The organism is Streptomyces sp. NPDC058758, assembly GCF_042746075.1.
Lineage (GTDB): Bacteria > Actinomycetota > Actinomycetes > Streptomycetales > Streptomycetaceae > Streptomyces.
In genome coordinates, this window is record NZ_JBHYPS010000020.1 from 1 (window position 1) to 18,268 (window position 18,268).

Consider the following 18,268-nt stretch of genomic DNA (forward strand, 5'->3'; position numbering starts at 1 on the left):
GGCGTCGGGTCAGTCGGCGTCGGCGTCGGGTCAGTCGGCGTCGGCGTCGGGTCAGTCGGCGTCGGCGTCGGATCGGTCGGCGTCGGCGTCGGGTCAGTCGGCGTCGGCGTCGGATCGGTCGGCGTCGGCGTCGGGTCAGTCGGCGTCGGCGTCGGATCGGTCGGCGTCGGCGTCGGGTCCTCGTCGCAGGACGGCAGGTCGCCGTTGAAGGGGTAGTTGTGGATCTCCTGGCCGCCGCCCCCGCCCGGCTCGGACGCGTGGGTCAGGTTGCCGGTGGTGAAGAACCGGCCGTTCATGCCCGGCATGGTGATGGTGCTGGTGCTGGCCTGGTTGCCGACGAGGACGCTGCCCGCGAACTGCGCGGTGCCCTCGAACTTCACCCGGGTCGCGTCGGGGAAGTTCCACAGCAGCCGGTCGCGGAGCCCCGGCAGGCCGGCGATGTAGGTGTCGATGGTCCGCTCGCCGCCGAGGAGGTTGACGAGGACGGTCGCGTTCGCGGGGATGTTCGCGAAGGAGATGCCCTGCTGTCCGCCGGACGGCGACTCCAGGTCGAAGTCGACGTTGAAGACCTGGAGGGCGGAGGTGCCGTCGCCGGTGAAGACCGTCTCGGAGCCGTTGTTGACGGCGGTGCCGGTGGGGGTGCGGGGGGTGGAGTCGCCGGCCGTCGGGTACGCGTAGCAGCGGCTGGCGGCGGTCAGTTCGTCGCGCAGCGCGGTGTACGGGGCGACGGCGGCGGCGTCCTTGACGGGCGCCGGCGTCACGGTGCCGGTGGCGGTCCCCGCGTACAGCGTCTTGCCGGTGACGGAGCCCTCCTCGGTGAGGAGCCGCTGCCCGGGGGCGACGGTGACGTCCTTCCCGACGCTGAGGAAGGCGCTGCCGTTGTCGGGCACCACGCGCGAACCGACGCCCGCGACGCCGACGTTGTAGACCTGCGAGACGTCCGCGCGCTTGGCCTGGTCGAAGCCGCCGAGGACGACGACCTTCCCCTCGGCCTCGGCGGCGGCCTCGCGGACCAGGAAGTCGCCGCCGACGAAGACGTTGACGGCGTTGTCGCGCCACACCACGGCCCCGTTGTTGATGTCGGGGTACGTGGGCGGGCACGTGCCGGGTTTGCACGGACCGAGCCCGCCGGGCAGCGGGTCGGCGGCGCCGGTGACGGCGAGACCGCCGACGAGGGCGCCGGCGGCGAGGACGGCCGTCGCGGCGGAGAGGGCGAGACGCGTCCTGCGGACGGGGGCTCGTTCGATCTTCACGGATTCCATATGCCGCAATATGCAGAAAATGGTACGAAAATGGCGGCACCCCACGCGGGGTGCTGCCGGAATCGACGCCCTCGGGGCGGAACGGCGGTCGCCAAAACGGCGGATGGCCGCCCGACAGGTGCCGCCCGACAGGTGCCGCCCGACAGGTGCCGGGCGGCCGATGCCGAGCGGCCGGCGCCGGGCGGCGGATGGCCGCCCGACGGGCGGCCGCTCGGCGGGTCAGGCGCTCTTGAGCTCCTGGCGCTGGCGCCCCAGGCCCTCGATCTCCAGCTCGACGACGTCGCCGGGGCGGAGGTAGGGCTTGGGCTCCGGCTGCCCCATGGCGACGCCGGCAGGCGTCCCGGTGTTGATGACGTCACCGGGGTAGAGCGTCATGAACCGGCTCACGTACCGGACGACCTCGGCTACCGGGAAGATCTGGTCCGAGGTGTGGCCGTCCTGCTTGAGTTCGCCGTTGACCCAGAGGCGCAGCGTGAGGTCCTGCGGGTCGGGCACCTCGTCGGCGGTGACGAGCCAGGGCCCGAGCGGGTTGAAGGTCTCGCAGTTCTTGCCCTTGTCCCAGGTGCCGCCGCGCTCGATCTGGAACTCGCGCTCGGAGACGTCGTGCGCGAGCGCGTACCCGGCGACGTGCGCCAGGGCCTCCTCGTCGGTCTCCAGGTAGCGGGCGGTCCGGCCGATGACGATCGCCAGCTCGACCTCCCAGTCGGTCTTCACCGAGCCGCGCGGCACGAGCACGGTGTCGTCCGGGCCCACGACGGTGTCGGCGGCCTTGAGGAAGACGACCGGCTCGGCCGGGGTGGCCTGGCCGGTCTCGGCGGCGTGGCCGTGGTAGTTCAGCCCGATGCACACGACCTTGCCGATCCGGCCGACCGGCGGGCCGACGCGCAGCCCGGTGGGGTCGCCGGAGCCGCCGTACGCGGGCAGCACGCCGGCCTCGGCGGCGGCGCGGATCCGGTCGAGCGCGGCGGTGTCGGAGAGCAGACTGCCGTCGACGTCGTCGGTGAAGGAGGACAGGTCACGGAGGGTCCCGCCCCCGTCGAGGAGGGCGGGGCGCTCGGCGCCCGGCGGGCCGACTCGCAGCAGCTTCATGGTCTTCTCCCTGTGGTCGAGGTGGGCCCGGGGGGAGGCCCTTCGGTGCCCCGGCCGATGGAGTGCGGCCATCGGAGGATCGTCCGATCCTCCAAGACTCCCGTTCAGCCCGCAAGACCCCGTTCAGCCTGCGGACCCTTACGCGCGAGTAGGGACGCGGGGCGGGAGCGGCCGCCGCATGAGCAGCGCCCGCTCGACGACGGACCAGGTGGTGCTGGTGACGAGGTGGAGGGCGACGGCGAGCGGCACGACGGCGACGGTCACGGCGGTCCCGAAGGAGAGCAGCGGCAGGAACCGGCCCACCGCCGCCGCGGGCCCCTGCGGCACCGGGGGCGTCCGCCTCCGCTGCCGCGTCTTCGCCTGCGCCTGCGCCTCCGCCTCCGCCTCCGCCCGTGCCCGCGCCGTCTCCCGGCGGGTCCCGAGGTACTGGTACGCGGCGACGGCGAGGGCCGCCGCGAAGAGGCCGAGGTGGACGAGGCCGGCCGGTCCGAAGGGCCCGCCGTCGCCGAGGGCCCCGGCCCAGCGGCCGTCGAGGGGCGCGCCGAGCAGCGCGTGTCCGCCCATCCGGTCGCCGGAGGAGAAGAGCGCGTACAGGAGGAGGAACGCGGGCGCCTGGAGCAGGCCCGGCAGGATCCCCGCGAACGGCGAGACCTTCTCCTCGGCGTGCAGGTCCAGGATCGCCCGCTGGAGGCGCTCCGGCCGGCGCCCGTGCTTCTCCTGGAGCGCGGCGATCCGGGGCGCGAGCCGCGCCCGGGCCTGCTGGCCCCGTACGGCGGCGCGGGAGAGGGGGTGGACGGCGATCCGGACGAGCACGGTGAGGAGGACGACGGCGAGGGCGGTCGAGGCGTCGGCGGCGAGCGGCTGGAACAGCCCGGCGAGCCGGTCGACGAGCGCGGAGAAGGCGTCGAGAAGCGGGGACGGGAAGAAGGACAAGGGAACCCTCCGGGGTTCGTCGTGCCGGGGATGGGATGTGCGTCTCGGCATGACGGACCGCGCGAAGGCGTCTCGCAGGGTGGGCGCGGCGGGCTGCGGCGGCGACTGGCGGCTACGGCCACGGGGCTGCGACTGCGGCTACGGCCACGGGGCTGCGGCTGCGGCTACGGCCACGGGGCTGCGGGCTGCGGGCTGCGGGCTGCGGGCTGCGGCCACGGGGCTGCGGGCTGCGGCGCGGCGGTGGGCCGCGGCACGGCGGTGCGGCGGTGGGCCGCGGCGCGGGTGGCAGCGGCGCCGCGTGGTGGCGCGCCTGGTGACGGGCGCGGTGACGCGGCGCGGCGGGTGCGGCGCGCGGGTGCGGGAACGCCTAGGCGGTCGTCGGGAGGGGATGCCCGGGCGCCCGGGGCCGGCTCCGGCCCGCGGCGTCGGGGTCGCGCTGCGGGAGGAAGGCCGTGCGGCGGGCCCGGTCGCGCAGCGCGGTGCGGATGCGCGTGGGCGGCACGGCCGGAGCCGTACGGGCGCCGAAGAAGCCGCAGGCCACGGCGGAGACCGCGAGGACGACGGCCGCGCCGACGGAGCCGTCCGCGAGCGCGAGCCCCGCGAAGGCCACCAGGAGGAGGACCGGCAGCAGAACGAGGGGCGCGACTCGCCGCAGGACCAGACTCCCGCTCACCGCGCCCCCCGTTCCCCGTACTTCACTGTCCGCCCCGTAGGACGAACGGCCGTACGGGAGAGTTCCCGGCGGTTCAGAAGGCCGCCGGGTCCAGCGGGGTGAGCAGCCGGCGCGGCGCGAGGAGCGCCCGGGCGACGGGCTCGTCTGGGTCGGGGTCGAGCCCGTGGCCGGGCCGCATCTCGACGTCGGCGGGCGCCACGAGGACGCGGCAGACCGGGCACGCGCCGGAGGGGCCCAGCTCGGTGCCGCAGTCGGCGTGGTGGAAGTGGCGCATGGGCAGCGTGCCGGGCACCTCGGCCCTCCCCCAGGCACCGAGGGCCCACAGGACGGGCCAGAGGGCGAGGCCGCGAGCGGTGAGGACGTACTCGTCGCGGGGCGGGGACTCCTGGTAGCGGCGCCGGTCGAGGACGCCCGCGTCGACGAGGGCCTGGAGGCGGGCGGCGAGGACCGCGCGCGGGGCGCCGAGGTGGGCGAGGAAGTCGCTGTAGCGGCGGACGCCGTAGAAGGCGTCGCGCACGACGAGCAGGGTCCAGCGCTCGCCGACGACCTCCAGCGCGCGGGCGATGGAGCACTGCTGCTGGGCGTAGTCCTTGCCGAGGGCCATGGGAACCAGCGTACCGAAAGAGGGTTCATTGAACGAACCGATCAGGGTAAGGTCTGAGTTCAATGACCGAACCGACCGAACCAAACCGCACCGACCCAGCCGACTGAACTGCTCCCACTGACCCCACTGACCCCACTGACCCCACTGACCCCACCGACCGACCGTCGCACCCCTGCCCGGGCGGAGGCCCCATGCGCACAGCAGCCCACTCCCCCACCCCCGACGCCACGCCCACGCCCACTACAACTCCCGCCCCCACTCCCACTCCCACTCCCGCTCCCGCCACTACTCCCGGCGGCGGCCCCACCCTCGCCGTCACCGCCCTCGCCACCACCGTCGCGCTCATGAACTACACGGCGCCGATGGCGACCCTCCCGGAGACGGCGGAGGCCTTCGGGACGCCGACGTCGGCGCAGGCGTGGCTGCTCAACGGCACCCCGCTCGGCCTCGCCGCCCTGCTCCTGGTCGCGGGCGCGCTGGCCGACGCGCACGGCAGGCGGCGGGTCTTCCTGCTCGGCACGCTGGCGCTGGGCGTGACGACGGCGCTCGGCGCCTTCGCGGGCTCGACGGCGCTCTTCACGGCGGCGCGGATCGCGCAGGGCGCGGCGAGCGCGGCGATCCTCGCCGGCAGCCTGGGCCTGCTCGCCGACGCGTACCCCTCCGGCCGCGACCGGATCCGGGCCACCGGCGTCTGGGGCGCGGCGGTGAGCGGCGGGATCGCGCTCGGTCCGCTGCTCGCCGGGGCGCTCGCCCTGGTGGAGTGGCGCTCGGCGTACGCGGCGCTGGGGGCGGTCGCGCTGGCGACGGCGGCACTCGGGGCCCGTACCCTCGCGAAGCCCCCGGCGGTACGTCCCCCGGCGGTACGTCCTCCGGGCGGCGGCCGGCGCCCGGACCTGGCGGGCGCGACGACCCTGGCGCTGGCGCTGGGCGCGCTGCTGACGGCCCTCACCCTGGGGCGGGACGGCTGGCTGCGGCCCGCTCCCGCCCTGCTGCTCCTGGCGTCGGTGGCGCTCACCGCGCTGTTCCTGCTGGTGGAGCGCCGGGTGGCGGACCCGATGGTCGACCCGGGGCTGCTGCGGCAGCCGGCCTTCCGGGCGTCGACGGTGGGGGCGCTCTTCACCGGGCTGGCGGTGATCGGCCTGTTCAGCGTGCTGCCCGCGCTGCTCCAGCACGGCGCGGGCCTGTCGGCGCTGGCGGCGGCGGGCCTCTTCGTCCTCTGGTCGGGCACGGCGTTCGCGGTCGCGCTCCAGGCCCGCCGGCTCGCGGGCCGGCTCTCCGCCCCGTACCAACTGGCCCTCGGCTTCGTCCTGTCCGCGGCGGGCGTCCTCGTCCTCCTCGGCACCGCGGACTCCCCCGCCCTCCCCTGGCCGCGCCTGGTCGCCGGCCTGGTGGTGGCGGGCGCGGGCAGCGGCCTCCTGAACGCGGCGCTCCCCCGACTCGCCGTCGACTCCGTCCCGCCGGAACGCGCGGCGATGGGCTCGGGCGCCAACAACACCGCCCGTTACATCGGCTCGGCGGCCGGCGTGTCGCTGATGCTCGCCCTGTCGGCGGCGTCCCCGGACACGGCCCTGGCGGCCTCGGCGGCCCTGGCCCTGGCCGGCGCAGCCCTCACCGTCGCAGGGTCGCCCAGACGATGAGCCGGTAGCGCGAGGTGAACTCGGGCGTGCAGGTGGTGAGGGTGAGGTAGGAGCCGGCCTCGGAGTACCCGTACGACGGCTTGACGATCGACCGCGGCACCGGCTGGATGACGCCGGTGTCGCGGGGCGAGGTCACCGGCAGGATCTGGTCGACGACGTAGGTGTACGTCCCCTCCCGCGTCCGCAGCGTGATCTCGTCCCCCTTCCGCAGCCGGTTGACGTACCGGAACGGCTCGCCGTGCGTGTTCCGGTGCCCGGCGAGCGCGACGTTCCCGGCCCGCCCGGGCGAGGCGGTGCCGGGGTAGTGCCCCACGTACCCCTTGTCGAGCACCTTGCTCTTGGAGATCCCCCGGGCGACGGGCACGGTCAGCCCGATCCGCGGGATCCGCAGCACGGCGAAGGCCTCGCCAGAGGGCGTACGGCCGGGCGCGGAGGACGGCCGGGGAGCGGAAGCACCCCCACCGGAGGGAGGGGGAACGGCGGAGGCGGAAGCGGAGACGGAAGGCGAAGCCCCCGAGGAGGACGGCGACGGGGGGACGGAGGGAGAGCCGTCCCGAGAAGGAAGCCCCCCGCCCCCCGGGGGAGAGATCTCCCACTCCCGCTCCAGCGCGGCCACCTGCTCACCGGCCTCGGCACGCGCCTGCTGGTTGGTCCACCACAACTGGTGCACGACGAGGAGCAGGATGAGAACACCGCAGGTGACGACGGTCTCGGCCCCGACCCAGAGCACACGGGCGAGCCCGCTCCGCCCCGACCGCGCCTGGACGACGACCGGCACCCGCTCCCGTCCCCCGCGTCCCCTGTCTCGCACGCCCGGCACGATAAGCGCTGCGGCGCCAACTCTCCAGGGCCGTACAGCAGTACGGTGAAGGCATGCGCCCCGACACGCCTGCCGCCCACACCGCCGAAGCCGAGCGCCTGCTGCGCACCGCCAAGCAGTACCCCGGCGACCGGGAACCGCTGCTGCTCCGGGCCGCCGCCCACCTGGAGCTGGCGGACGACCGCCCGGGCGCGACGGCCCTCTACGACGACCTCCTGTCCGGCACCCCGGCCGACCCCCACCTGATCCGCGCGCTGAAGGCGGCGAACCTGTGGGAGTACGGCCACGAGGCCGAGGCCCGGGCCATCATCGAGGGCGTGCGCCGCTCACGCCCGACGGAGGCGCCCCCGTGGGAGATCGCGGCGGAGACCCTGGAGGCCCACGACGAGCTGGAAGCGGCGGAGCGGACCCTCACGGAAGCGGCGACGCTCCTCGTCCCGCCGGGCACCGCGGAACTCCCCCACCCCACCCGCTCCCTCCTCGCCACCCGCCACCGCATCCGCCGCATGCTGGCCCTGCCCCACGACGACTGGGACACCCGGGCGGACGCCCTCCACCAGGGCACGATCCCCCTGGACGAGCTCCACGACCCCAAGCGCCTCTGGTCCCTGGGCTCCTCGGACCCGGCGGAACTCCAGGCCGAGATCACCCGCCTCCGCTCCGAACTGGGCGCCTACCGCACGGCCCTCTCCCGCCCCTTCCCGGTGGCGGTCCTCCACTGGCCGGAACGGGAACTGACGGAACTCCTCGCCGCCTATCCGGAACTGGAGACCGAGTACCCCACCTACCGCGCCCACCTCACGGACCTCGAAGCCTCCCTCCGCGAACTCGCGGCGGCCGGCACCCCCAACCTCGGCATCGTCCGCGCCACCGTCCCCTCCTACGAAGCCTTCGCCGCCTCCGAACAGACCCACCCCTCCCACCCCGCCCTCCTCCCCCAATACGCCACCACCCTCGCCGCCCGCTCCCGAGCCCTCCCCTGGCCCCCCCTCCGCACGGAGGCATGCTGGTGCGACTCGGAGCGGACGTACGGGGAGTGCCACGGGGCGGTAGGCGGAGAGCCTGCCGACAGGTGACGAACAGGGCCTGGAAGGTTTGACATAGCCCCCGCCGCCCTGGGGACACTCCTCGGCAGCCGGGCCGGCTTTCACCAGCCCGTTCCGTCCACAGACAGGACCCTGTCGTTGCTGCCCATAGACATCGACGCGGCCATGAACGTCGCCACACAAGCCGTGCTGCTCGACGACCCCGAACTCGCCGCCGTCTGGAATCACCTACGCCATGTGAACTCCGCCGAGTCCCGTTTCGCACGCGCTCTCCGTGACACCATCGACCAGCTGCTCAACGGCGAGGACACCGGGCGCTACGACTGGAAGTCCCTCTACAAGACAGAGAAGACTCACGCGGGGACCCTGGTCGAAATCAAACTCCAGCGAGAGTTCAAGTTCGACGACGGCGTCGATATGGACTACCGCATCGCCGGCATCGACGTCGACTGCAAGTACTCCCAGCAGTTCGGGGCCTGGATGATCCCGCCAGAGGCACGGGGACACCTCTGCCTGCTCGTCTGGGCGAACGACGAACAGAGCCGGTGGAGTGCCGGCGTCTTCAGAGTCCGGGACGAATGGCTGAACTTCGGCAGCAACCGCGATCTGAAGCTGACGGTGAAGGCGCAGTACCGCGACAAGATCGCATGGCTCTGGCGTGACGCGGAGCTTCCCGAGAACACACTTCTGCACATGGACCCCGGCGACCGCGCAGCCGTTTTCCTCCAGCGCTCCGGGCAGGCCCGCCTCAACGAACTCTTCCGCCGGGTCCAGAACCGCCGGATCAGCCGGAACGTGATCCGCACCGTGGCTCAGCAAAAGGACTACATGAAGCGGGTACGGGGTAACGGAGGCTCCCGCTCGGCGCTGCGCAAAGAGGGGTTCCTCATCATGGGAGACTACGAAAGCCACCGCCGGGTCGCCGCTGGGCTGGGCGTCCCCGTGCCGCTGGAGGGGGAGTTCGTGAGCACGCGAGTGACAGAGGTCGGTCCGCAGGACACACGCGGTGCCGTACTGCTCGACGGCCGTTTCTGGGCCCGCGCCCGGGCTGCGGATGCCCCCGCGCCTGGCCCGTCCCTGCCCTCCCACACGGAGTAGCCGCCCCGGCCTGGCCCCGTCCGGCCCGGAAACCTCATGGGCTCTGGCAGGCTGGTAGCGGGAGGAACAGTAGTTCAATGCCACAGTCCAGTGACACACCGGCATGGTCGCCACCGGAAGGCTCCTGGGCGTCCTCAGCCGCCCGGCGCCGGAACATGCAGGCGATCCGCAGCCGCGACACCAAGCCGGAGCAGCTGGTCCGGAGGCTTCTGCACGCACAAGGTCTGCGCTATCGCGTGGCCGCTCGCCCACTGCCCGACCTCAGGCGGACGGCGGACATCGTGTTCCGGCCTGTGAAAGTGGCTGTCTTCATCGACGGCTGTTACTGGCATGGGTGTCCCGAGCACTATGTGGCTCCCCGTACCAACCCGGGCTACTGGTCCGGCAAGGTGGCCGGCAACATGGCACGGGACGGCGATACGGACCAGCGCCTCAGAGAGGCCGGATGGACGGTGCTCCGGTTCTGGGAACACGAACCCCCAGAGGAGTGCGCGGCGCGGATCGCCGCCGAGGTGGAACAGCGTCGTGCCCGTGCACGCGGCACGGGCACGACGTGATCAGGACTGCCGCGCGTCCCGTTCCCGGGCGGCCTTCAGGACGTCCATGATCGACCGTCCCACGGCTTCCGCGACCGGCGGCGGGAAGGCGTTGCCCACCTGGCGGTACTGAGCGGTCTTGCCGCCATCGAAGATCCAGTCACTGGGGAAGCCCTGCACGATCGCCGCCTGTTCGACGGTCAGCATCGGCCCGTCGGCACCGAACAGATCGCGGTCCTCCGACTGCTTCTTCCGAGCGGTCTCAGCGTCGTTGGCCACGCCGAGGCCGGAGACGCCCAGCTGCTTCCAGGCCGCCTTGGCCCTGCTCGGTCCGAGGTCGGCACCGCCGTGCTTCTTCGATCCGCCCACGAGGGTGGGGGCGATGCCGGCGCTGCCCTTGCCCGCCAGCTCCTGGTGGCGCTCGGTGGCCTTGGCGTGCCAGCGCGCGTAGGCGGCCCGCGCCGCCTGGTCCCGGGGACCGCCGTGGTACGCCTGGAAACGCCTCTCCATCGACTTTTCAAGCGCCTCGACGACGCTGACCGGGTGCTCGTGCGTCGGCGTCGGCCATTCGTACTTCACATCGTTCTTGAGGACGTCCTTGCGGATGGCGACAAGGATCGCGCGGGGCCGCAGCTGCGGAACGCCGAACTCGTGTGCTTCCAGAATGCCCCAGTGGCACACCTCGTACCCGAGTCCCTCGTCAGTCACGAGTGTGCCGTCATCGGCACGGTAGGTCCCGCTCTGCAGCCTGGCCTCGATGTAGTCCCGGTAGTCCGAGAACTTGGGGTCCCGGATGCCCCGCACGTTCTCGATCATCACGGCGCGCGGCCGCAGCTGCTCGACGAGTTCCAGCATCCGGGGGAAGAGGTCTCGCTCGTCGTCCTTGCCCAGCTGTTTGCCCGCGTGGGAGAAGGGCGGGCACGGCACGCCGCCGGCCAGGAGGTCCAGCTCTCCCGGCTCGATCAGCTTCCCGTCCTTGAGGACAGTGTCCAGGGGCTCGAAGTCCTTGACGTCCGCATGACGAAGGTCACAGTGCTGCTTCTCCCAGGCCCAGTCCGGCCGCGCCTCGATGTTGCGCCGCAGGGTCTCCCTCGCGTGCTTGTCGATCTCCACGAGCGCCAGGTGCCGGAAACCGGCACGGTGCAGGCCGATGGCCTGTCCGCCGGCTCCAGCACAGATCTCGATCGAGGTGAACTCCGATTCAGTGCTGGCCATGCACCCTCCTTCGAACACGAACCCTGCTGGCGCCTTGTGCCACCAGCTATCACAGAGGGTGACAGACCCCACTGACAACAACGCTCGCCAATTGTGAGGCATCATGCGGCCTCCCCCTAACCCGCACGCGCGAGAGGCCGTCAGCGGCGGCACCCGGCCGGCGCTAGCCGTCCGCCCCGTACAGCAGGGTGATCACCGGGACCATCATCATGAACGCGCCGGCGAAGGTCCCGGCTCCCCACACGACCGCGGCGGCCGTGGTCTGCCCCACACGCCAGGCCAGGACGACGGCGCACACGGCGGCGAGGGCCGCCCAGAGGAGAGTGAACCCGAGAGCGACGATCACGGGCAGCGAGAAGTGCAGCATGAGGAAGTGACTCCAGTGTGACGTGGGTGAAGGCAGCCCGGATCCAGGCGCCGCGAAGACCGGGGCGGACGACGTGGCTCACCCCGTACTGGTGCTGCTTTGGAGATGCCGCGGAGGCGGGTCGTGCTAGCCCCGGGTGCCGCCTCCCGAGGGCAGGCTGGCTCGCATGACCAGTTCGGCCGAGCTGTGGAGACCAGCCCCCATGAGGGCGAGCGCGAGCCGCATCGTGTCGGCGGCCTCCCGCTGCCCGTCCGCCAGGAGCAGCGCCTCCGCCAGATCCGTATCGCCCGTGGCGTGCAGCGCCCCCACCGCCTCACAGAAATCGGCCTCGCTGAGGGTCCTGCTCGCGGACCAGGCCGTACCGATGAGGTGGCGCAGGTCACCAGACGCCCGCGCGGAGTGGAGGACCTCAAGGGTTTCGCTCACCTTTGCGCTCCGCGCGCTGTGCCGGTCCCGCGCCGGTCCTTCCGCCGGTCCCGTTGCCGGAACCTCGCCGGACCGTCCGGCGGCCGACGTGGGCACCCGCACGGCGGGCACGGAACCGGCGATGACGAGCACCGCCTGGACGTCGCGCTTCTGGCGTCCCTCCAGGGCGTACGAGCGGAGCTCCTCGAGCTCGGCGAGGGTGACGGGCAGGCCCGCGGCGGCATGCGCCCGCACAGCCTCGAAGATCGCACGGAGCGTCTGCACGCGCGGCATGCGGCGCCCGCTCCAGTAGTTCGACAAAGTGCTGGGCGGGATCGCCAGCTGGAGCGCGCGGGAGCGCTGCTTCTCCGACGGCATCGCGCCGACGAGATCGCGGAACTTGGTGACGAACGCGGTGCGCGCGGGAGTGCACCCGTCCCAGAACGTCGTACGAACCTGACCTAAAGCGGCCACCGAACCTCCATAGGCATGCGGATATGGCGGGCAATCAGTCTCTCGTGATCACGTGGACCCTCCGCAACAGGGAATGCCTTATTCCGCACCTCTGGGTGTTTGCGTTGGCACGACCAGCCGCTTCCCGGTGTTTGCGTTTCAAGTCCCACCGCAGGCCGAGGTGTTTGCGATCGGCCGCAAACACCGGAGACCGCTTGATCTCCCCGCCTCTCGACACGTCCAATGGAGGGGCAGACCGGTCCGGACATCAACCGCCTTAAGCGGCAAAGGAATCAGACCGGCGGAAAAGGAGAGAATCTTGACGAACGCCGGCATTCCCTCGTGGAGGAACAGCGGACAGGGAACGATGGTCCGCTGCGCGCTGTGGCTCGTCACCGAGGTCGGCGTGGGTGAGGTCTTCACGAAGACCCAGCTCCGCGAAGCGTTTCCGGAAACCTCTCAGATCGACCGGCGCATGCGGGACCTCCGGGTGCACGGCTGGAACATCGCGACGAACCGCGAAGACCCCACCCTTTCCCCTCACGAGCACCGTTTCGTCGAGATGGGCGCCGAGGTATGGAAGCCCGGTCAGGCGCGCGCGAAGTCGGCCACCGCCGCCATCACCGGGACTCAGCGCCGTGAGATCCTCGAGAAGGACGATCACCTCTGCCGGGTCTGCGGCATCGCCGCCGGCGAGGCCTACGACGGCGGAATCGAGACCGCGCAGCTGGACATCGCCCGGCGAGAAGTGCTGAAGCCCGGCGGCAAGTCCGTCGAGATGGTCACCGAATGCCGCAGGTGCAGGGTGGGCGGCCGGGGCCGGCAGACGGACGTGACGGACGTGCTGAGCCGGCTGGCGAAGATGAGCGGAGTCGAGCGCGAGCTCTTCGCTCAGTGGGTGTCCGCGGACCGGCGGGACTTCAGTGCCATGGAACGGCTCTGGGGCGAGTACCGCAGCTTGCCGGCGGAGTCGCGCGAGACCATCCGCGCGGCCGTCGACCGTCCGTAGCCGCCGGTCCGCAGATCTGCAGGAAACGGACAGGGTGCCGGAGTTGAGGAGAACCATGGGGATGCTGAAGTTCGCTCTTCCGCCGAAGAGCCAGGAGAACGCCGAACTCGTCGCACGGCGGCTCCACGAGTCGACGACGGGCAACAAGATCCACGAGACCGTCACAGTGGAGTGGAACGGCCGGCCTCTCCACGTCGGCGTCATCGACATGCCGCTGGGTGACGTCTACTACAACCCGGCGACTCACCGGATCAGGGCCCAGCGGGACCACGACCCCGTGCTAGCCCGCGGTCTTGAGGCGGACCCCTGGAGTGCGGAGAGCCAGGACTACCTGAACAAGCTGCTCATAGGGAAGCCCGCCAACCCGAACGAGACCGACCCGGACTTCGAGGCGCTGATGGAGAGCCTGCGCTCCGTCGAGCAGCAGGAACCCGGCCTCATGACGCACGAGGGCATCCTCGTCAACGGAAACACCCGCGCGGCGGCGCTGCGCAAGCTGGGGCGCTCCAGCATCCGGGTGGGCGTACTGCCGCCTTCCTTCACCTGGGACGACATCAACGCGGTCGAGCTGGCTCTGCAGCTGCGTCCTGACAAGCGCCGTGACTACTCCTACATCAACCGCCTGCTCGCGATGGAGGAACAGGAGCTGCTGGGGCGCGAGGCCGCCGACATCGTCCGCGACTTCCACATCCAGCTCAAGACGTTCAAGCAGGAGCGCTGGATCCTCGGAGTGATCCGGGACATGATCGAGCGCAGCGTCACACCCGACGGTGCCCAGCTCGCCCTCTCGGACTTCGAGGGCCACCAGGAGAACCTGAAGGAGCTGTACCGCACCTACATGAAGGTGGCCGGCTCAAGCCAGGAGAAGGCGGAGCGGGTCAAGGAGAACCGGATCGCCGCGATCATCCTGGACTTCGCCAAGACGAGGACCCGTTACATCGGCGAGGACTTCCAGGGGACGTACCTGGAGGACAGCCTTCCCGAACTGTTCGAGTCCGCCGCGCCCACGGCGGACGAGCCGGCGGGGATCGCCATCCCCGGCCTCTCAGTCGCCGTGGCTCCCCCGGCCGACCCCGTCGTCCGGGCCCGGGCAGTGACCGACCAGATTCTGCGGGCGCACGCCACCGAATCCGCGCGCCACCTCCCGGACGCCGTGCGGGAAGCCGCGCAGCACGAACTCGCGGCCGCGCGCAAGGGAATGCGCCGCGCGCTGGACTCGGCCGAGCGGGACGACCGTCTGAAGAAGGTTCGCCAGACCACCGCCGAACGCCTCGACGACGCCCGCGCGGCCATCGACCAGAGCGTGAACGACCTGGTCCAGGCGCTCGGGAGCAACAGCCTGGACGAGGAGAGCTTCGACAGCGCGCTGCTTCGCGTCAGGAGCAGCCTCGCGAAGCTCGCCCGCCAGGCCAGCCGCGGCGTCACCACGCATGGCGACGGAGTCACCTGGCTGATCAAGGCGAGTGAGAGCTGAACGTGCCCGGAACCGAAGAGCCCTCGCTCAGACTCGGCTTTGACGAGACCCGGACCAAGGTCGTGTTCCGCACCCTTGCCGATAGCCAGGAACGCCTGGTCCGGTTCATCGCCCGCTACGCGAGCGGAAGCCATCGCGGTGCTCAGGCAGCGGAGGTGGACCTGGAGGAGTTCCTCGCACAGCTCACGCTCCTCACGCACTGGCACGATCCGGCCGGTGTGTCCTTCGCACCGGACCTGCGGGAACTCGCTGAAGGATCGGTAAGGGATTCCCAGGCTGTCGAGGCCCGGCTCCAGGCCGGAAGCCGGGGAGAGCCCGTCCCGGAGGAGATCGCACCCTCCGAGGTCCCCGGCCTCCTGGGCCCAGCCTGGTGCGCTCCTCTGACAAGCTTCCAGCAGAGGGACGTCGCAAAGCTCCTGTCCCTCACCCACGGCGCGAACTTCAGTGTGCCCGGTGCGGGAAAAACCCGCGCCGCCCTGGCCGTGTACGCGGCCCTCCGCCAGGCAGGAAAGGTCAGGCGGCTGCTGGTCGTCAGTCCGAAGTCCGCGTACGAGGCATGGACCGACGAGGCCATGGAATGCTTCACGGACCCTCCAGTGGTCCGGGTCCTCAGGAACGCCCTGGACACCGAAGCGGAAATCCTGCTCGTCAACTACGAGAGACTGAGCCGGCAGCAGTCCCAGCTCGCCGACTGGCTGACGACCGTCCCGGCCCTGATGGTCCTGGACGAGGCCCACCGGATGAAGCTCGGCGTCAGGGGTACCTACGGCGCCAGCTGCATGGCCCTGGGGCCACTGGCCAGACACCGGCTCATACTCACGGGAACCCCCGCGCCTAACGGCGCCAAGGACCTGGAGAGCCTGCTGTCCTTCGTCTGGCCAGGGCACGGCCGCAGGGCTGTGGACCGGGCGGTGTCCGGTGGTGACCTCGGCCATGCGAGCCGGGTACTGCGCCCGTTGTTCACACGCACGACGAAGAGCGAGCTCCAGCTGCCTCCGGTGGACGTACGGGTGAAGTACATCCAGCTGCCCGACGCCCACCGGCGGCTCTATTCGGCGCTCAGAAACCAGCTGACGGATCTCCAGGACCGGGAGAAGGAAGAGTTCGCCCGGCTGGGCAAGGTCCTCGTGTACCTGATGATGGCCAGCACCAACCCGGCCCTTCTGGAGTCCGGGTCAGACCGGCACCAGCCCCTGCCGCTCTTCGCCACTCCGCAGCCGGCCTCAACCGGACTCCCGCTACTGGAACTCATGCGGGACCTGCCCCGTTACGAGATGTCCCCGAAGTACGAAGCCGTCCTCCGGACAGTGACCGACAATGCCCGCGCGGGACGGAAGACCCTCGTCTGGTCAACCTTCGTCAGAAACCTGACCACGCTCGCAGCGGCCCTCGGCTCCCTCAGCCCCGCAGTGGTCCACGGTGCCACTCCCGACCGTGACGAACAGATCCGCAGGTTCCGGGAAGATCCGGACTGCATGGTGCTGCTTTCCAACCCCGCCACGCTCGGCGAGGGGATCAGCCTCCACCACGTCTGCCACGACGCAATCTACCTGGACCGGGATTTCGCGGCCGGGCGCTACCTGCAGAGCCTCGACCGGATTCACAGGCTCGGGCTGGACCCGGACACGGAAACCCGGGTGACGGTCCTGGTCGCCGAGGGAACCATCGACGGCATCGTGCACGAGCGTCTCGGCCGCAAGCTCGATTTCATGGGACAGATCCTGGACGACCCCCTCGTACGGGAACTGGCCGACCCCGAAGAGGATCCCACCCCCTGGGGCATGGACACGTGGGACATGCACGCCCTCCTCAGCCACCTGGAGGCCCACTGAGCCCAGGCTTTCCGGCTCCTCGTACGCTCGAAGGACGCACACCCTCCGACCGGAAGAAGGTCCCGCCATGCCCCGCATCCCCTCCCCCGCCGTCGCCGCCGCAGGGCTCGTGGGCGGGTACGCCGTCGCTCGGTGGACGAAGAAGCGGCCGCTCGGTGGGGTCGTGCTCGCCGTGGCCGGTGGGGTGGCCGCCCGGGAGTGGCAGCGGGTGGGCGGGGTGAAGACGGCCGTGGGGCTGTCGGCGGCCTATGTGGCGGCGTTCGGGGGGTCGCATCCGCTGGCCAAGAAGGTGGGGGCGTGGCCGGCGGTGTTCACCGTGGCCGGGGCCATGGGGGCCGCCTCCTGGGCCGTGACCCGCGGGCGGGGCTGAGTCCTCCGTTCCGGGCGGCCGGGCGCGTTGGCCCGGAGCCGGGCGCACGGTCGCTGGAGCCGGGCGCGCGGGCCCGGGCGCACGGTCGCTGGAGCCGGGCGCACGGCCCGGAGCCGGGCGCGTTGGCCCGGAGCCGGGCGCGCGGGGTTTCCGGAGCGCCGCGCGGTCAGGCGCCGAAGGCGTGGCTGACGGTGTGGATGAGGAGGCCGGCCAGGGCGCCCACGACCGTGCCGTTGATGCGGATGAACTGGAGGTCGCGGCCGATGTTGGCCTCGATCTTCCGGGAGGTCTGGTCGGCGTCCCAGCCGGCGACCGTGTCCGTGATCAGGGAGGTGATCTCGGGGCGGTAGGTGGTGACCAGGTGGGTCACCGCCGATTCCAGCCAGCTGTCGACCTTCTGCTGGAGGCGGGTGTCCGAGGCGAGGCGCTTGCCGAGGGAGATCAGGGAGGCGCGGGCGCGGAGGCGGAGCTGGCTCTGGTCGTCCTCGGCCGCCGCGATGATCAGGGAGCGGACGGAGGACCAGGCGGAGGCGATGACGTCCTGGACCTCGGGGCGGGCCAGCAGGTCGGACTTGAGGCGTTCGACGCGGGCGCGGGTGTCCGTGTCGGCCTGGAGGTCGGCGGCGAAGTCGGTGAGGAAGCGGTCGATGGCGGCGCGGGCGGGGTGCCCGGGCATGTCGCGCATCTCCGTGACGAAGCGGAGGAGCTCCTTGTAGACGCGCTCGCCGACCTTGCGGTCCACGAAGCGGGGGGTCCAGCCGGGGGCGCCGCCCTGGACGGCGTCCATGACCGAGTCGCCGTGGGTGACGAGCCAGTCGTGGGCGCGGGCGCAGACCAGGTCGACGGCGCGGCGGTGGGCGCCGTCCGCCACCATGTGCTCCAGGGTCTTGCCGACGCCCGGTGCGATCTCCGCCTGCTCGGCCCGCCGGGTGATCGCCTCGCCCACCACCGCCTGCACGTCGGCGTCGCGCAGGACGGTGAGGGCGCCCCTCAGGGCCGTGGAGAGCTCCGCCGTGACGCGGTCGGCGTGGGCCGGGTCCGCCAGCCAGGTGCCGAGGCGCTTCGCCACGCCCAGGGCCCGCAGCCGGCCCCGTACGACGTCGGCCGAGAGGAAGTTCTCGCCGACGAAGGAGCCGAGCGAGGCGCCCAGCTGGTCCTTCTTGGTGGGGATGATCGCCGTGTGCGGGATGGGCAGGCCCAGCGGGTGGCGGAAGAGCGCCGTCACCGCAAACCAGTCGGCGAGCGCGCCGACCATGCCGGCCTCGGCCGCCGCCGCCACGTACCCGGCCCAGGCGCCCGCGCCCGCCTTCTCGGCCCAGGTCGCCAGCGCGTAGACCACCGCGACCAGCGCCAGCAGTGCCGTCGCCAGGGCCTTCATGCGGCGGACGCCCCTGCTCTTCTCCTCGTCCGCAGCCGTGTACGAGAAACTCACCATGCCGTCCCGA

General features: G+C 71.9%; 18 protein-coding genes. 8 read left to right on the plus strand and 10 right to left on the minus strand.

Going from position 1 to position 18,268, the window contains the following annotated elements; translation table 11 throughout:
• From ACFW6A_RS22535 to ACFW6A_RS22555, 5 genes are all read right to left on the minus strand, one after another.
• The coding region (locus ACFW6A_RS22535; protein ID WP_386642316.1) for a choice-of-anchor A family protein at positions 1–1,262 on the minus strand (1,262 nt) is incomplete at its 3' end.
• A gap of 219 nt (positions 1,263–1,481) precedes the next feature.
• Entirely contained in the window at positions 1,482–2,351 is an 870-nt protein-coding gene (locus tag ACFW6A_RS22540; RefSeq protein WP_351841951.1) for a fumarylacetoacetate hydrolase family protein, read from the minus strand.
• 138 nt (positions 2,352–2,489) lie between these two features.
• Entirely contained in the window at positions 2,490–3,284 is a 795-nt protein-coding gene (locus ACFW6A_RS22545) for a membrane protein insertase YidC (protein WP_351841953.1), read from the minus strand.
• Positions 3,285–3,651: 367 nt separating this feature from the next.
• On the minus strand, positions 3,652–3,957 hold the full coding sequence (locus ACFW6A_RS22550; protein ID WP_386479972.1) for a DUF6412 domain-containing protein: 306 nt from the start codon (positions 3,955–3,957) through the stop codon (positions 3,652–3,654).
• A gap of 73 nt (positions 3,958–4,030) precedes the next feature.
• Positions 4,031–4,561 carry a winged helix-turn-helix transcriptional regulator gene (locus ACFW6A_RS22555; RefSeq protein WP_351841955.1) on the minus strand — a complete coding sequence of 177 codons (531 nt, stop codon included), beginning with the start codon at positions 4,559–4,561 and terminating at the stop codon, positions 4,031–4,033.
• Between the two features lie 191 nt (positions 4,562–4,752).
• Here ACFW6A_RS22555 and ACFW6A_RS22560 point away from each other — a divergent pair, with 191 nt between their 5' ends.
• Positions 4,753–6,198, plus strand: a complete 1,446-nt coding sequence (locus tag ACFW6A_RS22560) for an MFS transporter (protein ID WP_386642320.1) — start codon at positions 4,753–4,755, stop codon at positions 6,196–6,198.
• Here ACFW6A_RS22560 and ACFW6A_RS22565 read toward each other — a convergent pair.
• Positions 6,170–7,009 carry a class E sortase gene (locus ACFW6A_RS22565; RefSeq protein WP_351841959.1) on the minus strand — a complete coding sequence of 280 codons (840 nt, stop codon included), beginning with the start codon at positions 7,007–7,009 and terminating at the stop codon, positions 6,170–6,172. The genes ACFW6A_RS22560 and ACFW6A_RS22565 overlap by 29 nt on opposite strands.
• A 62-nt stretch (positions 7,010–7,071) precedes the next feature.
• Here ACFW6A_RS22565 and ACFW6A_RS22570 point away from each other — a divergent pair, with 62 nt between their 5' ends.
• The 3 genes from ACFW6A_RS22570 to ACFW6A_RS22580 all read left to right on the plus strand — a co-directional run bounded on the left by ACFW6A_RS22570 (position 7,072) and on the right by ACFW6A_RS22580 (position 9,719).
• On the plus strand, positions 7,072–8,094 hold the full coding sequence (locus ACFW6A_RS22570) for an SEC-C metal-binding domain-containing protein (protein ID WP_386642324.1): 1,023 nt from the start codon (positions 7,072–7,074) through the stop codon (positions 8,092–8,094).
• 108 nt (positions 8,095–8,202) lie between these two features.
• On the plus strand, positions 8,203–9,162 hold the full coding sequence (locus ACFW6A_RS22575) for a NaeI family type II restriction endonuclease (RefSeq protein WP_386642327.1): 960 nt from the start codon (positions 8,203–8,205) through the stop codon (positions 9,160–9,162).
• A gap of 77 nt (positions 9,163–9,239) precedes the next feature.
• On the plus strand, positions 9,240–9,719 hold the full coding sequence (locus ACFW6A_RS22580) for a very short patch repair endonuclease (RefSeq protein WP_386642330.1): 480 nt from the start codon (positions 9,240–9,242) through the stop codon (positions 9,717–9,719).
• Here the strand turns inward: ACFW6A_RS22580 and ACFW6A_RS22585 are convergent, their stop codons facing one another.
• From ACFW6A_RS22585 to ACFW6A_RS22595, 3 genes are all read right to left on the minus strand, one after another.
• Entirely contained in the window at positions 9,720–10,913 is a 1,194-nt protein-coding gene (locus ACFW6A_RS22585) for a DNA cytosine methyltransferase (RefSeq protein WP_386642333.1), read from the minus strand.
• Positions 10,914–11,076: 163 nt separating this feature from the next.
• The gene (locus tag ACFW6A_RS22590) at positions 11,077–11,280 is read right to left on the minus strand and encodes a hypothetical protein (protein WP_386642336.1); all 204 of its coding nucleotides are present in this window, start codon (positions 11,278–11,280) and stop codon (positions 11,077–11,079) included.
• A 126-nt stretch (positions 11,281–11,406) separates the two neighbouring features.
• Complete coding sequence (locus ACFW6A_RS22595) at positions 11,407–12,159, minus strand: hypothetical protein (RefSeq protein WP_386642339.1); 753 nt, start codon at positions 12,157–12,159, stop codon at positions 11,407–11,409.
• Positions 12,160–12,457: 298 nt separating this feature from the next.
• Between ACFW6A_RS22595 and ACFW6A_RS22600 the strand changes: the two genes are divergently transcribed.
• The 4 genes from ACFW6A_RS22600 to ACFW6A_RS22615 all read left to right on the plus strand — a co-directional run bounded on the left by ACFW6A_RS22600 (position 12,458) and on the right by ACFW6A_RS22615 (position 16,823).
• Positions 12,458–13,147, plus strand: coding sequence for a hypothetical protein (locus tag ACFW6A_RS22600; RefSeq protein WP_319010316.1), 690 nt, complete (start codon positions 12,458–12,460; stop codon positions 13,145–13,147).
• 61 nt (positions 13,148–13,208) lie between these two features.
• Complete coding sequence (locus ACFW6A_RS22605; protein ID WP_386642344.1) at positions 13,209–14,621, plus strand: transcriptional regulator; 1,413 nt, start codon at positions 13,209–13,211, stop codon at positions 14,619–14,621.
• 2 nt (positions 14,622–14,623) lie between these two features.
• Positions 14,624–16,453 (plus strand): DEAD/DEAH box helicase, encoded by a 1,830-nt coding sequence (locus ACFW6A_RS22610; protein WP_386642346.1) that lies wholly within the window; start codon positions 14,624–14,626, stop codon positions 16,451–16,453.
• A 67-nt stretch (positions 16,454–16,520) separates the two neighbouring features.
• Positions 16,521–16,823, plus strand: a complete 303-nt coding sequence (locus ACFW6A_RS22615; RefSeq protein ID WP_351841979.1) for a hypothetical protein — start codon at positions 16,521–16,523, stop codon at positions 16,821–16,823.
• A 166-nt stretch (positions 16,824–16,989) separates the two neighbouring features.
• Here ACFW6A_RS22615 and ACFW6A_RS22620 read toward each other — a convergent pair whose 3' ends face one another.
• Entirely contained in the window at positions 16,990–18,258 is a 1,269-nt protein-coding gene (locus ACFW6A_RS22620) for a DUF445 domain-containing protein (protein WP_351841981.1), read from the minus strand.
• Positions 18,259–18,268: the final 10 nt, after the last annotated feature.